Source organism: Streptomyces sp. HUAS TT11 (assembly GCF_051553595.1).
In the GTDB taxonomy this organism is placed as follows: domain Bacteria; phylum Actinomycetota; class Actinomycetes; order Streptomycetales; family Streptomycetaceae; genus Streptomyces.
In genome coordinates, this window is the sequence record NZ_CP196184.1 from 6,985,783 (window position 1) to 6,999,442 (window position 13,660).

General features: G+C 71.3%; 12 protein-coding genes. 6 read left to right on the plus strand and 6 right to left on the minus strand.

Features of this window, described 5'->3' with window-relative positions; genetic code table 11:
* The first annotated feature begins 8 nt into the window (after window positions 1-8).
* Window positions 9-527 (plus strand): SixA phosphatase family protein, encoded by a 519-nt coding sequence (locus tag ACSHXN_RS31225; protein ID WP_355130614.1) that lies wholly within the window; start codon window positions 9-11, stop codon window positions 525-527.
* 88 nt (window positions 528-615) lie between these two features.
* On the opposite strand, the gene serB is transcribed toward ACSHXN_RS31225, so the two are convergent.
* Both serB and ACSHXN_RS31235 read right to left on the minus strand, forming a co-directional pair.
* Window positions 616-1,827 (minus strand): phosphoserine phosphatase SerB, encoded by a 1,212-nt coding sequence (gene serB / locus ACSHXN_RS31230; RefSeq protein WP_355130612.1) that lies wholly within the window; start codon window positions 1,825-1,827, stop codon window positions 616-618.
* A gap of 170 nt (window positions 1,828-1,997) precedes the next feature.
* A complete protein-coding gene (locus ACSHXN_RS31235) occupies window positions 1,998-3,755 on the minus strand; it encodes a streptophobe family protein (RefSeq protein ID WP_438304506.1) in 1,758 nt (585 codons plus the stop codon).
* Window positions 3,756-3,994: 239 nt separating this feature from the next.
* On the opposite strand from ACSHXN_RS31235, the gene ACSHXN_RS31240 reads away from it, so the two are divergent.
* On the plus strand, window positions 3,995-6,472 hold the full coding sequence (locus ACSHXN_RS31240; RefSeq protein WP_355130608.1) for an ABC transporter ATP-binding protein/permease: 2,478 nt from the start codon (window positions 3,995-3,997) through the stop codon (window positions 6,470-6,472).
* An 85-nt stretch (window positions 6,473-6,557) separates the two neighbouring features.
* Here ACSHXN_RS31240 and ACSHXN_RS31245 read toward each other — a convergent pair whose 3' ends face one another.
* From ACSHXN_RS31245 to ACSHXN_RS31255, 3 genes are all read right to left on the minus strand, one after another.
* Window positions 6,558-7,271, minus strand: a complete 714-nt coding sequence (locus ACSHXN_RS31245) for a transglycosylase SLT domain-containing protein (RefSeq protein WP_355130606.1) — start codon at window positions 7,269-7,271, stop codon at window positions 6,558-6,560.
* Window positions 7,272-7,567: 296 nt separating this feature from the next.
* A complete protein-coding gene (locus ACSHXN_RS31250) occupies window positions 7,568-8,725 on the minus strand; it encodes an S-adenosylmethionine:tRNA ribosyltransferase-isomerase (RefSeq protein WP_356296086.1) in 1,158 nt (385 codons plus the stop codon).
* Window positions 8,722-9,417 (minus strand): SDR family NAD(P)-dependent oxidoreductase, encoded by a 696-nt coding sequence (locus ACSHXN_RS31255; protein WP_383355034.1) that lies wholly within the window; start codon window positions 9,415-9,417, stop codon window positions 8,722-8,724. The genes ACSHXN_RS31250 and ACSHXN_RS31255 overlap by 4 nt, the downstream gene beginning before the upstream one ends.
* 186 nt (window positions 9,418-9,603) lie before the next feature.
* Between ACSHXN_RS31255 and ACSHXN_RS31260 the strand changes: the two genes are divergently transcribed.
* The 3 genes from ACSHXN_RS31260 (at window position 9,604) to ACSHXN_RS31270 (ending at window position 11,749) form a co-directional block, all read left to right on the plus strand.
* The gene (locus ACSHXN_RS31260) at window positions 9,604-10,749 is read left to right on the plus strand and encodes a GAF domain-containing sensor histidine kinase (protein ID WP_355130600.1); all 1,146 of its coding nucleotides are present in this window, start codon (window positions 9,604-9,606) and stop codon (window positions 10,747-10,749) included.
* Window positions 10,742-11,383, plus strand: coding sequence for a response regulator transcription factor (locus ACSHXN_RS31265; protein ID WP_355130598.1), 642 nt, complete (start codon window positions 10,742-10,744; stop codon window positions 11,381-11,383). The genes ACSHXN_RS31260 and ACSHXN_RS31265 overlap by 8 nt, the downstream gene beginning before the upstream one ends.
* 120 nt (window positions 11,384-11,503) lie before the next feature.
* Window positions 11,504-11,749: a chaplin gene (locus tag ACSHXN_RS31270; protein WP_355130596.1), complete on the plus strand. Its 246-nt coding sequence runs from the start codon at window positions 11,504-11,506 to the stop codon at window positions 11,747-11,749.
* A gap of 124 nt (window positions 11,750-11,873) precedes the next feature.
* Here the strand turns inward: ACSHXN_RS31270 and ACSHXN_RS31275 are convergent, their stop codons facing one another.
* The gene (locus ACSHXN_RS31275) at window positions 11,874-12,656 is read right to left on the minus strand and encodes a hypothetical protein (RefSeq protein WP_356110994.1); all 783 of its coding nucleotides are present in this window, start codon (window positions 12,654-12,656) and stop codon (window positions 11,874-11,876) included.
* Window positions 12,657-12,808: 152 nt separating this feature from the next.
* On the opposite strand from ACSHXN_RS31275, the gene ACSHXN_RS31280 reads away from it, so the two are divergent.
* Window positions 12,809-13,606: an ABC transporter ATP-binding protein gene (locus ACSHXN_RS31280; RefSeq protein ID WP_355130592.1), complete on the plus strand. Its 798-nt coding sequence runs from the start codon at window positions 12,809-12,811 to the stop codon at window positions 13,604-13,606.
* Window positions 13,607-13,660 lie beyond the last annotated feature (54 nt).

The following is a 13,660-nucleotide window of genomic DNA, read 5'->3' on the forward strand; positions in this document are numbered from 1 at the left end:
TGGGACCCATGAGCTCCGCAGAACCCCGCAGGATTGTCCTCCTCCGGCATGCGAAGGCCGACTGGCCGCAGGTGCCCGACCACGAGCGCCCGCTCGCTGACCGGGGCCGCAAGGACGCGCCCGTCGCCGGACGCAAGCTGGCCGACACCGGCATCCCCTTCGATCTGGCCCTCTGCTCCACCGCGATCCGTACGCGCGAGACCTGGAAGCTCGCGGTCCAGGAGCTTCCGCACCGGCCGAAAACCGTCTATGAGGACCGGGTCTACGAGGCCTCGCCCGGCGAGCTGATCGCCTTGCTCGACGAGACGCCCGACGACGTCCGGAACGTGATCCTGATCGGCCACAACCCGGGTATCCAGGGTCTCGCCGAGGTCCTCGCCGGGTCGGCCCACCAGGAGGCCCGCGAGCACATGGACCGACGCGGGTTTCCGGCCGCCGCCTTCGCGGTGCTCGGTTTCGACGCCGAGTGGAAGTCGCTCGAGCCGGGCACGGCCACGCTGATCGACTTCTGGTCGCCGAGCGACTGACCTCCACGGAAGTTCACGGTGGCCCCGGCAGCCGCCCGGGTTCCGGGGCCACCGCCGACACAGGGGCACATGCCGGTGCGGCGCGCAGTCAGTGGGGATCGTCCTGGGTGTCCGCCGCCTCCACCTCTTCCCGGGTGACGCCCAGCAGATACAGGACGGTGTCCAGGAAGGGGAAGTTCACCGCGGTGTGCGCGGCCTCCCGCACGACGGGCTTGGCGTTGAAGGCCACGCCCAGACCGGCCGCGTTCAGCATGTCGAGGTCGTTGGCCCCGTCACCGATCGCCACGGTCTGCGCCAGCGGTACACCCGCTTCGGCGGCGAACCGGCGCAGCAGACGTGCCTTGCCCGCCCGGTCCACGATGTCGCCGACGACCTTGCCGGTCAGTCTCCCGTCGACGATCTCCAGCGTGTTGGCCTGCGCGAAGTCGAGCCCCAGCCGCTCCTTGAGATCGTCCGTGACCTGGGTGAACCCGCCCGAGACGACCCCCACCTGGAAGCCGAGCCGCTTCAGCGTGCGGATCAGGGTGCGCGCGCCCGGAGTGAGCCGGATCTCGGCACGGACCTTGTCGACCACCGACGCGTCCAGCCCCTTGAGCAGTGCCACGCGCGCGTGCAGCGACTGCTCGAAGTCCAGTTCGCCACGCATGGCGGCCGCGGTCACCTCGGCGACCTCCGCCTCACAGCCGGCGTGCGCCGCGAACAGCTCGATGACCTCGTCCTGGATGAGCGTCGAGTCCACGTCCATGACGACCAGACGCTGCGCGCGGCGGTGCAGACCCGCCGCGACGACCGCGATGTCGACGCCGAGCGCCGCTGCGTCGGTCACGAGCGCGGTGCGCAGCGGCTCGGTCTCCACGCCGGACACGGCGAACTCGACGGCCGTCACCGGGTACTTGGCGAGCCGGAAGATACGGTCGATGTTGCCGCCGGTCGCGGCGATCCGGGCGGCGATGGCCGCCGTCGACTCCGCGGTGAGCGGGTGACCGAGCACGGTGACCAGGGAGCGTCCGAGGCCCCGCGGACGGTTGTCGCCGATACCGGAGATGATCTCCGCCTGCATCTTCACGGACTCCGCCCAGCTGTGGACGGTCGCCCGCAGATCACCCTCGAGCCCGGACGGGGGCACGGTCACGAGTGCGCACAGCACCATCCGGCCCCGGGTGACCACCTGCTCGATGTCGACGACGTCGACGCCGTAGGCGGCCAGAGTGTCGAACAAGCCCGCGGTCAGGCCCGGCCGGTCCTTGCCGAAGATCTTGACGAGGAGCGTGGGGGCATCGGAGGTCTGCGAAGCGCTCATGGTGCTTCCCACCGTATCCGTCACCCGGTGTCCTCCGCGTTTCCGGTCCGACCAGCGGACGGGGAACAGTGCATGACGGGCGGATGACGTCGGCCTTGAGCGGCGGAGACGGGCGCGGGGAGGTCCGCGGGGCGACTCGGCAGCGGCGCGCGGGCGTGCCGCCGGTCGGGTCAGCCGCGTCCCTTCGGCCCTCTGGGCGGGTGCGGTGGGGGCGGCGGAGGCGGCGGAGGCGGACCGTCGTCCGAGGACCGCGGAGTCCGCCCGGCCCTGGGCGGGGGTTCGATCGGCCGGGCCACCGTGGGGGCGCCGTACACGTCCCCGGTCGCGGACGACGGCGCGCCCGCGGGCGGCCGCGCGTCCTGCGGTTCACGCAGTTCCTCGGGCAGCCGCAGATAGGGATTGGTGCCCGGGTTGGGCGGACGGTGCGGCCTGCCCGGTACATAGGGGCCCGCGCCGTGCGACACGGTCGGGTGGGGCGAGGGTGCGGTGGCCGCTCGCCCGGCGGCGGCCCGCGCCAGGGGCGCCGCCCGCCGTCCCGCGGCCCCCGCCGCGTACGCGAGCAGCGCTCCCGCCGCTCCGGCACCGGCACCCCACACCGCACCCAGCAGCAGGGCCATGGCGATGTGCCCGTGCAACTCGATGCCGGCGCCGAACGCGTCGAAACCGAACACGGACAGCGAGGCGTCCACGGACACATCCGTCAGCCACGCCAGCAGTGGTAGTGCCAGGGCCGTCACGATGCCGAGCCGGAGCGCGCAGTGCCCTGCGAAGAGAAGGGGACCGTGGCCGCCTGCGACGGAGGGAGTCCGGCCCGGTACGGCCGCGGCACCACCGGCTCGTACGAGCGGCGTACGCACCGCGGTCAGTACGCCCGCGAAGAGCATCATGAGCGCCGCGGCGCCGGCGAGCAGCCAGACCTTGCCGTCCAGTTCGGCCAGCCGGCCCAGGGTGACCGGCTGGTCCGTGCGCACGGTCAGCAGCCGGTCCAGCGGGTCGGGCAGCAGCTTCGCCAGCTCGCCCGTGGCCCTGCCGTCCCACGGTACGAACAGGCCGAGAGGGACGCCCAGCCACACCCCGTTGGGCGCGCCCAGCAGTGCGGCTCCCGCGATCCGCCCCGGATGGTCGTCGCCGATCGCCGCGTACGCCGCCGCCGCGAGGCCGGCGACCACCGCGACGAGCACCACGGTCACCAGCGCGGACACGGCCGGCCGCACCACACGGTGCACCGCCTCCCAGCCGCGGGGCAGCGGGGTGCGCCGGGAGGCGAGCAGGGCGATCACGAGGACGCCTGCGGCCCAAGCCGCACCCCCGAGCAGCGTGGGCACCGTGTCGACGGTGAAGCCGACCGCGGCCTTCGCCTCGACGAGGTCGCCGATCCGGCTCGGCAGCAGGCCCCCGATGTCACCGAGCCCGGGGATGTCGACGCCTGTGCCACCGCCCGTGCCGGGCAGTCGGTCCAGCCCGAGCGCGTCCCCGTCGATGGTGATGACGTCGTGGCCGGCCCAGGCGAGACCGCCCAGCATCGCCACGAAGAGCACGACCACCGTGCCCGCCCGGGCGAGGAGTTCGGCCGGCGAGACCACAACTGCGGCGGTGCGCAGGGAGCGTAGGAAGAACCAGCACAGCAGCAGTGCGCCCACCAGCCCCACACCCAGGGGCGTGATGTCCACGGCGGTGGTCGCCTCGGCCCCCTTCAGACCGAACGCGGACACGTCCCCGGACGGCTTGACCGACCCGTTCGCGCCCAGTGCCACCACGGCCGCGGTCATCGGTCCGAGCGAGCCCGCCGCATCGGCCTGCAGCAGATGCAGACCGAGTGCCGCGGTTCCCGCCATCCCGATCAGCGCCCAGCTCACCGAGGCGATCGCGGACAGCAGTACGTCCGTCCACGGCACCCGCCGGCCGTTCTCCGCGGTGTCGATGCTCATGCAGGCCCCCCGGTCCGCGCCGCGGCGTTCCCGCGGATGCCCCCCTCGCGGGGGGATTACCACTCTCCGGGCCGCTCTCACCGCCGTCAACGGGACACGTCCCCAAGGGTGTACACAGCTCGTCGCAAGGTCCGACTTTCGGTCAGAGGGCTGAGCCTGAAATAGTTCCCCACGATGTTCGACATCCCTAGACTCCCTGTGATGGGGGTAACTCGGGGGACAACTCAGTGGGGCATGGAGTGCCTGAACTCGTACTCGAATTGAACGGACGCACCTGGACGCTTGACGCGTCCAGGCGATACACCCTCGGACGCGATCCGCAGGGGGACATCGTGCTCGAGGACGCCAGGGTTTCCTGGCGCCACGCCACGATCGGCTGGGACGGGCGCAGTTGGGTCATCGAGGACCACGGCAGCACCAACGGCACGTTCGTGCAGGGCCGGCGGGTGCACCAGCAGGAGATCGGTCCGGGCTCCGCCCTGTACCTGGGCAACGCGACCGACGGACCGCGGCTGAACCTGTCCGGTGCGGCGGCCGCCGTCACCACCCCGCAGGCCCAGCCCCAGCAGCAGCCGCACGTGGCCCAGGACGGGAACGCCGGCTGGGCACAGCAGACGCCGCAGCAGGCCGCCGCGCAGATTCCGCAGCAGCAGGGCCCCGGTGGTGGCGCGGGGGCGCCACCGGTCTACGGCGACCGCAGCCCGACCACGTTCCACCAGCTCGCACTGGGTCGTGTGATGCGCATCGGCCGTGCGCTGGAGAACGAACTGGTCGTCTCCGACCTCCAGGTCTCGCGTCATCACGCCGAGTTCCACGCCATGCCCGACGGGCGATTCGAGATCCGCGACCTGGGCTCGCACAACGGCACGTTCGTCAACGGCATGCCGATCGGCAAGGGCAGTTCGGCGCTGCTCGGCCCGAACGACATCGTCGGCGTCGGCCACTCGACGTTCCGTCTGGTCGGCGACCGGCTCGAGGAGTTCGTCGACACCGGTGAGGTCTCCTTCTCCGCCCGCCATCTGACCGTCACCGTCGACGGCGGCAAGCAGATCCTGAAGGACGTCTCCTTCGGTGTGCCGGAGAAGTCGCTGATCGCGGTCATCGGCCCCTCCGGCTCCGGCAAGTCGACGTTGTTGAAGGCGCTCACCGGTTACCGGCCCGCCAACCAGGGCGACGTCCTCTACGACAACCGGAACCTGTACAAGCAGTTCGCCGAGCTGCGCCAGCGCATCGGGCTGGTTCCGCAGGACGACATCCTGCACAAGGAGCTGTCGGTCAAGAAGGCGCTCAAGTACGCGGCCAAGCTGCGCTTCCCCGCCGACACCACGGGCGCCGAACGTGAGGCGCGCATCGACGAGGTGCTGCGCGAGCTGAAGCTCGACGTCCACAAGGAGAAGAAGGTCACCTCCCTCTCCGGTGGGCAGCGCAAGCGCGTCTCGGTGGCCCTCGAACTGCTCACCAAGCCGTCGCTGATCTTCCTGGACGAGCCGACCTCGGGCCTCGACCCGGGCATGGACCGTGACGTGATGCAGCTGCTGCGCGGGCTGGCCGACGACGGCCGCACCGTGCTCGTCGTCACGCACTCGGTGGCCGAGCTGGCGCTGTGCGACAAGCTCCTGGTGATGGCACCGGGTGGCGCGGTCGCCTACTTCGGGCCGCCGGAGGAGGCGCTGAACTTCTTCGGCTACGAGACGTGGGCCGATGTGTTCTCCGCCTTCGAGAACTACCGCGACTACGACTGGGCGGGCCGCTGGAAGGGCTCGCAGCACTACCAGATGTACGCTGCGGACATCGACGCCGTCGCCCCGCAGTCGGTGCACATGCCGCCGCCGCAGGCGATCAAGCCGCCCAAGCCGCAGGGCTGGTTCTCCCAGCTCGGCACCCTTGTGCGGCGGTACGTCTCGGTCATCGCCTCGGACAAGGGCTTCCTGGCGCTCACGGTGATCCTGCCGGCGGTGCTCGGCGCGGTCAGCCTGCTCATCGACAGCGACAAGGGCCTGCTGGTCAACCCGGTCAACCCGAAGACCGGCGTGCCCGTCCCGAACGGCACGGCCACCACCGTCCTGCTGATCCTCGCGGTCGGCGCGTGCTTCGCGGGCGCCGCCAACTCCGTGCGCGAGCTGATCAAGGAACGGGTCATCTACGAGCGGGAACGCGCCACCGGCCTGTCCCGCTCCGCGTATCTGATGTCGAAGGTGTTCGTCCTCGGCGCGGTCACCGTGCTGCAGGGCCTCATGGTCGGCCTGATCGGCTTCTCCAGCCGCGAGATCCCCGAGGAAGGCGTCGTCCTCGGCGGTTCCACGCTGTTCGAGCTGTGCCTGCCGGTCATGGCACTGGGCTTCACGTCGATGATGTTCGGCCTGGTCATCTCCGCGCTGGTGAAGACCGCCGAGAAGACGATGCCGCTGCTGGTGATGTTCGCCATCATCCAGGTGGTCTTCACGGGCTGTCTGTTCACCCTGAACGGCGCGGTCGGTGTGAACCAGTTCTCGTATCTGATGCCGTCCCGCTGGGCGGTTGGCGCCGCGGGGGCGACCCTGGACTTCAACAACATCGCCCCGAACACGGACGACCCGACGAACACGGACCCGCTGTGGAACCACACGGCAGGAGCCTGGGGCATCGACATGGCCGCCCTGATCGCCATCGGTGTGATCTGCGGCGTCCTCGTGGCCCGCTTCCTGCGCCGGCACGAGCCCGAGGTCATGCGGAAGTAGTCGCTCCCGGAGCACACGCAAGGGCGGCACCCGTCAGGGGGTGCCGCCCTTTCTTCTGCTCAGCGAGAAGAGGTCCGCGCAGGCCTCAGTACGCGCTGTTGACGTTGTCCATCGAGCCGTAGCGGTGCGCCGCGTAGTTGCAGGCGGCGGTGATGTTCGCGACCGGGTCGTAGATGTTCCACGACGTGCCGGTCACGTGGTACGTGCGGAAGGTCGGGTCGATCACCTGGAGCAGACCCTTGGACGGGATGCCGTTGCGGGCGTTGATGTCCCAGTTGTTGATGGCCATCGGGTTGCCCGAGGACTCCCGCATGATGTTGCGGTACAGGCCGTTGTACGAGCCGGGGATGCCCTTCTGGGCCATGATGTCGAGCGACTGGTGGATCCAGCCGTCGAGGTTGTTGGTGTACGACCTCGGGGCCGACTGCCGGACCGGCGCGCGCTCCGCGGAGCGGCTCGCGGCCTGCTCGGCGGCGCGCTGCTGCGTCGCCTTCTCGGCGCTCAGCTTCTTGGCGGCCTGGTCGGCGGCCTGCTTCTTCGCCGCTATGGCCTCCGCCTTCAGCATGGAGGCGGCCTTCTGGTCGGTGACGTTGACCTTGATGTTCTTGACCGGCTGGTTACCGATGTTCACCGGAGCCGAGGCGACGGCCGCGGCCTCGTGAGTCGTGGTCTGCGCCTCGCTGGGCGTGGCGGTGATCGCGAGGGTGGCGACACCCAGGCCGGCGCAGCAGGCGGCGGACAGCTTCTGCGTCTTGGTGAGCGATCGGGCACGACTACGAATGTTGGTGATCTGGGGCATGTGTGAGTGACCTCTTCGAGTTGCGCGGAGGTCGCTCTGGTGCCGGTGGAATCGGATGTTTCCAGCACAAGCGCCGCGGGTAAGTGCCCGCAGCGCCGAGCGACGGAAGCAATTCTTAGCGGCCGCAAAATGCCTAGGCAAAGGTGTGACGTACTATCCCTGATAGTGCGCACAGGAAGGGCAAAACGGGACAGATCGCCCCGTCTTCCCCGTTCAAAAGGACCTGTTGGTGTCCTATGCCCCTTCGTATGTGACGTGGGCCCTATGCGCGTCCTCACATGGAGCGCGGTCCGTCTTCACTCGTGGTTGCTTGAGCAATGCACAGCGTGAGGCGGATTCGGGGGCAGGACGAGGTGGGCGTCACCGAACTCGTGCCACAGGTACCGCCCGGCGAGCGCCGCCGCGTAGGCACGGTCGACGGCCGCCCGTCCGGCCACGGCCTCGAGCATCAGCAGATGGGACGCCTCCGGCTCGTGGAGCCCGGTCAGCAGCCCGTCGACCACCCGTACCCCGCGCTCGGGCGTCACCACCAGATCGGTCCAGCCCTCCCGCGCCCGTACGGCACCGTCGCTGCCGACGGCCGACTCCACGGCCCGTACCGCCGTGGTGCCGATCGCGATCACCCGCCCGCCCCCGCCTTTCCTGGCAGGCGTCCCACGCCGTCCCCGATCCGCGCGCACGGCGTTGATCAGCCGCGCCGACGCCTCGGGCACCGCGAAGCGCTCCGGGTAGGGAGGCTCGTGCGCCTCCGCCGACGCCACTCCCGTGTGCAGCGTGATCGGCGCGAACTGCACGCCCCGGCTCACCAGCTCCGCCACCGTCCGCGCGGTGAAGGGCCGCGCCGCACTCGGCATCTCCGCGCTCCCCGTGCCCTCGGCCGACGGGAGGGCGAACACCGTCTGGTACACGGACAGCGGCTGGTCCCGCTCGGTGTAGGAGTACCGGATGGGGCGCCCGTGGCGGCCCAGCACGTCCACCGGGTCGCCCCCGGACGGGGCGGCCCACCACAGCCTGTCGCTCCGGCCGGACAACGGCTCCCGAAGAACGAGCCGCACATCGCCCGGCAGCCGTACCTCGGTTCCCGCCGGCCCACCGGCCCGAGCGCGTGTGGTACCCCGCTCGTCCGGGTCCCGCAGTTCCACGGCCCACCGCCCGTCGTCCCCGCGCGTGGAGAAGTGCACCACCACCGGCGCATCCCCGACCCGCCCGTCCACCGCGGCCGCCAGCGTGGGCGAGGTGTTGACGACGAGCAGGTCCCCGGCCCGCAGCAGCCGCGGCAGCTCGGGGAACCCGTGATGCGCGACCTCGGTGCCGTGCGAGACCAGCAGCCGCACGCAGTCCCGGTCCAGCCCCGGCCCGCGCTGCTCGGCCGGTACCCGCGCGGACAGCTCCGCGGGAACCTTCCCGAAGGCGCGGACATGTCCGGTCGCGGGCACTCCCGTCACCGCCCTCACCGCCCCTCCAGCAGCGAGGGGGCGCCGTAGCGGCCGCTCGCCGGCCGCTCGTCCAGCAGCCGCAGGAAGGCGGGCACCACGGACCCGGGCGCCGGACGCGGATCGTCGTCGCCCGGTACGGCCGCCGTATAGAGGTCCGTGGCCATGTCCCCCGGATCCACCGCCCACACCCACAGGTCCGGTTCCTCCACGGCGAGCACCGCAGCCAGATGGTCCAGCGCCGCCTTCGACGCCCCGTAACCGCCCCAGGTCTCGTAGGCCTCGGCGGCCGCGTCGGAACTGACGGCGATCACCGTGCCGGTGCTCGACGCCCGCAGCAGCGGCAGCGCCTCCTGGACGAGGCCCAGCGCTGCGACCACGTTCACCTCCAGCGCCCGCCGCAGCCCGTCCGGGGCCAGATCCTCCAGCCGCACCAGCGGCTCCGCGCCCAGCGCGCTCGCGTTGCTCACCAGCAGATCGACGCCGCCCAGTGCGCGGGCCGCTGCCACCAGAGCGGCCCGGTGCGCGGCGTCCGTGACATCCCCCGTAAGGGCCTCCACCCGCGTCCCGTACGACGCCAGGTCCTCGGCCGTCTCCGCGAGGACCGACGCGGTCCTCGCGTTCAGCACCAGGTCCCAGCCGCGCTCCGCCAATGCCGTACCGAGCTCCCTCCCGAGCCCTTTGGAAGCCCCCGTGATGATCGCAACCGGCATGACTACGTCCCCTCTGTGCCCGACCGCCGGTGATCGGCGGTGGACTCAACGTAGGAACGGCACCTCCCCGGGCGCCTCGGACGCGGGCCGCAACGACCGGGGGCCCTTCGCCCTAGGCCCATCGGACCAGCCGCGGCCGGCACAGGTCGGATACGCACGGTCACACCCCCCGGGTACGGTGAGGTCATGAGCCATCGACCCCGGTCGGGCCTGTACGCGGTGAGCTCCGCGCTGCTGGCCATGAGCAGGCACCTCGAGGTGCGCGACGTCCTGAAGACGATCGTCGCCTCGGCCCGTGAGCTGCTCGACGCGGAGTACGCGGCGCTGGGCGTCCCGGACGATCACGGGGGCTTCGCCCAGTTCGTGGTGGACGGCGTGACCGACGAGCAGTGGAAGGCCATCGGCCCGCTCCCGCGCCAGCACGGCATCCTCGCGGCGATGCTGCGCGAGGCGAAGCCCGAGCGGCTCGCCGACGTCCGCCGTGACCCCCGCTTCGAGGGGTGGCCCAGCGCCCACCCCGAGATGTCCGACTTCCTGGGTCTGCCCATCCGCGACGGAGACGAGGTCATCGGCGCGCTCTTCCTCGCCAACAAGAGGTGCCCGAAGCCGGAGGGCGGGTGCGGATTCACCGAGGACGACGAGGAACTGCTCTCGATACTCGCCCAGCACGCCGCGATCGCCCTGACCAACGCACGTCTGTATGAGCGCAGCAGGGAACTGACCATCGCCGAGGAGCGCTCCCGGCTGGCCCACGAGCTGCACGACGCGGTCAGCCAGAAGCTCTTCTCGCTGCGGCTCACCGCCCAGGCGGCGGCCGCCCTGGTCGACCGCGACCCCGGCCGGGCCAAGGGCGAGCTCCAGCAGGTGGCCGTGCTCGCCGCGGAGGCCGCCGACGAACTGCGCGCCGCGGTCGTCGAACTGCGCCCCGCCGCCCTGGACGAGGACGGCCTGGTCGCCACCCTGCGCACCCAGATACAGGTACTCGACCGCGCCCACACCGCGCGCGTGACCTTCACAGGCCGAGGTGTCCGCGCCCTGCCGGCCGCCCAGGAGGAGGCGCTGCTGCGCGTCGCCCAGGAGGCCCTGCACAACGCCCTGCGGCACTCCGGTGCCCGGCGGGTCGAGGTGACGCTGGAGAAGTGCGGTCCCGGTGCCGTGCTGCGGGTCACGGACGACGGCGACGGCTTCGAGCCCACCGCGGTCCGCCGCGCGGGACGCCACCTCGGACTGGTCTCCATGCGGGACCGGGCGGGCGGCGTGGGGGGCAGGCTGACCGTGGAATCGGCGCCCGGGAAGGGCACCACGATCGAGATGGAGGTCCCTGGTGGCTGACGCAATCAAGGTGCTGCTCGTCGACGACCACCAGGTGGTCCGCCGGGGGCTGCGCACCTTCCTCGAAGTGCAGGACGACATCGAGGTCGTCGGAGAGGCGTCCGACGGCGCCGAGGGCGTGGCCCGCGCCCAGGAGCTGAAGCCCGACGTCGTCCTGATGGACGTCAAGATGCCGGGCGTCGACGGCATCGACGCGCTGCGCAAACTCCGCGAACTCGACAACCCCGCGCGCGTGCTCATCGTCACCAGCTTCACCGAGCAGCGCACGGTCGTGCCCGCCCTGCGCGCGGGCGCCGCGGGGTACGTCTACAAGGACGTGGACCCCGACGCGCTCGCCGGAGCCATCCGCTCGGTGCACGCGGGCCACATCCTGCTGCAAGCGGAGGTCGCGGGGGCTCTGCTGTCCCAGGAGGAGAGCCATTCGGGCCAGGGCAGGACCGGTTCGCTGACCGAACGCGAGCGGGAGGTGCTGGGGCTGATCGCGGACGGCCGGTCGAACCGGGAGATCGCCCGTGCGCTGGTGCTCTCGGAGAAGACCGTGAAGACCCACGTCTCGAACATCCTGATGAAGCTGGACCTCGCGGACCGCACCCAGGCAGCGCTCTGGGCGGTGCGCCATGGTGTAAACGGCTGACCAGATCTTCATACCGTCGGGTGTACGTCCCTCGGACGGCGCAACCTCGGTGGATCTCCGCCGTTCTCCAAGGCGTGCTGCGGCGCCTGCCGCAGCGACCGTAAGGAGAGGGCTCAGACAGTGAAGAACCTGAAGAAGACCGTTGCCGTCACGATGGTGGCCGGTGGCCTGGTCGCCGCCAGTGCCGGTCTGGCCTCCGCCACCGATGGGGCGCACGCCCAGGGCAAGGCGAAGAGCTCCCCGGGTGTCGTCTCGGGCAACGTCATCCAGGCTCCGGTCCACATCCCCGTGAACGCGGTCGGCAACAGCGTGAACGTGATCGGCCTGCTGAACCCGGCCTTCGGCAACCTCGGGATCAACCACTGACATCTCCGAGGGGATCCCTCGGCGCCGGCCTCTCGGGACTGCCCGGGAGGCCGGTCGTCTGTGGGCCGCGGTGCTGTGGGCGCCTCGGACGGTGGGCAGCCCGGGAGCGCCGGGACACCCCGGGTCACCGCATCTCGCGCTGCTCCACGACGGCGTTGTACGCGGCCACCTGTGCCCGCCGGGCCGTCCGCTCCACCGGACGGAGAGCCTGGGTCCTGGCCGCCATCTCGGAGGCGGTCACCGCGCCCCCGTGCCCGTTCTCGTACGCCACCGAGATCAGCAGCCCCACCCGCCGGGCGAGCTCCAGCACCCGCACCGCCCGCGGCGGATACCCCGGTGCGAGGATCCCGCCGCCGCGCTCGGCCCGCGCCCGGTACGCGTCGATCGCCGCCTCCGCGACCGGCCCCGATCCGGCCACGTCCAGCCGCGACAGCACCTCCGTCGCCTCCCGCAGCGCCTCCGCGAGCTCCCGCTCGGCCTCGCCGAGCGAAGGCACATCGGCGGGCGGCGCCTCCCGCACGGGCAGGCAGTGCCAGAGCACCTCGACATGCACGTCGCCTTCCGGCCCGGCCTCGTGGATCTCCGGCACCAGGCCGAACGCGGCGCCGTAGCAGAGCACCGCCTCCTCGGCCTCCATCGCGCGGGCGTTGAACTCCGGGGGGCCGCTCAGGCCCAGCGGGTGCCCCGGCGCGGGCAGCGCGACGCGCAGTCCGGACGTCCCGAGCCCCCGCAGACGCCCCAGTGCGAACGTGAGGCCGACGGGGCCCGGCTCGCCCGGCAGCCCCTCGACCCGGTGCGAGGCATCGTCCTCGACGATGGCCGAGGCGGCGTCGTCCGGTGACACAAGTCCGGCCAAAAGGGCATTTCCCCAAGCGGCCAGTCGTCCTGAGCGTGGTTCCGAGAGCATGCCCCCACCCTAAGGACCCGACCTATGGAATGGTCCGGGCGGCAGGTGGCGTAGATTTCTTGGGGGGCTGCGCCCACTGGCGTGGCGGACCACGCCCACAGGCGTACGCGAGAGCCGACACTGGCCGAAATGCAAGGGGAGACAACGCGCTCATGAGCGATGTTCTGGAGCTGGAGGACGTATCCGTGGTCCGCGAGGGCCGCGCTCTGGTGGACGAGGTCTCCTGGTCGGTCAAGGAGGGCGAGCGCTGGGTCATTCTCGGCCCGAACGGCGCCGGCAAGACGACCCTCCTGAACGTCGCCTCCAGCTACCTCTACCCCAGCAAGGGCACCGCCACCATCCTCGGCGAGACTCTGGGCAGGCCCGGCACCGACGTCTTCGAGCTCCGTCCGCGCATCGGTGTCGCCGGCGTCGCCATGACGGAGAAGCTCCCCAAGCGCCAGACCGTTCTGCAGACCGTGCTCACCGCCGCCTACGGCATGACGGCCGGCTGGCAGGAGGAGTACGACGAGGTCGACGAGCAGCGTGCCCGCGCCTTCCTCGACCGCCTCGGCATGAGCGAGTACCACGACCGGAAGTTCGGCACCCTGTCCGAGGGCGAGCGCAAGCGCACCCTCATCGCCCGGGCCCTGATGACCGACCCCGAGCTGCTGCTCCTCGACGAGCCCGCCGCCGGGCTCGACCTCGGCGGCCGCGAGGACCTCGTACGCCGTCTCGGCCGCCTGGCCCGTGATCCGATCGCCCCCTCCATGATCATGGTCACCCACCATGTGGAGGAGATCGCCCCCGGCTTCACCCACGTTCTGATGATCCGCCAGGGCAAGGTGCTCGCCGCCGGCCCGCTGGAGCTCGAGCTGACCTCCCGCAACCTCTCCCTGTGCTTCGGCCTCCCGCTCGTCGTCGAGCAGGTCGGCGAACGCTGGACGGCCCAGGGACTGCCCCTTTCCTGACGCTCCGAAACCCCGCGAGGAGCCTGGTCCCACCCCTTCTGCGCCCTGTGCGCG

Coding starts and splice junctions, on each gene's coding strand:
- ACSHXN_RS31225 (WP_355130614.1), top strand. CDS start 9: ATGAGCTCCGCAGAACCCCGCAGGATTGTCCTCCTCCGGCATGCGAAG.
- serB (WP_355130612.1), bottom strand. CDS start 1,827: ATGAGCGCTTCGCAGACCTCCGATGCCCCCACGCTCCTCGTCAAGATC.
- ACSHXN_RS31235 (WP_438304506.1), bottom strand. CDS start 3,755: ATGAGCATCGACACCGCGGAGAACGGCCGGCGGGTGCCGTGGACGGAC.
- ACSHXN_RS31245 (WP_355130606.1), bottom strand. CDS start 7,271: ATGCCCCAGATCACCAACATTCGTAGTCGTGCCCGATCGCTCACCAAG.
- ACSHXN_RS31255 (WP_383355034.1), bottom strand. CDS start 9,417: ATGCCGGTTGCGATCATCACGGGGGCTTCCAAAGGGCTCGGGAGGGAG.
- ACSHXN_RS31260 (WP_355130600.1), top strand. CDS start 9,604: ATGAGCCATCGACCCCGGTCGGGCCTGTACGCGGTGAGCTCCGCGCTG.
- ACSHXN_RS31275 (WP_356110994.1), bottom strand. CDS start 12,656: ATGCTCTCGGAACCACGCTCAGGACGACTGGCCGCTTGGGGAAATGCC.
- ACSHXN_RS31280 (WP_355130592.1), top strand. CDS start 12,809: ATGAGCGATGTTCTGGAGCTGGAGGACGTATCCGTGGTCCGCGAGGGC.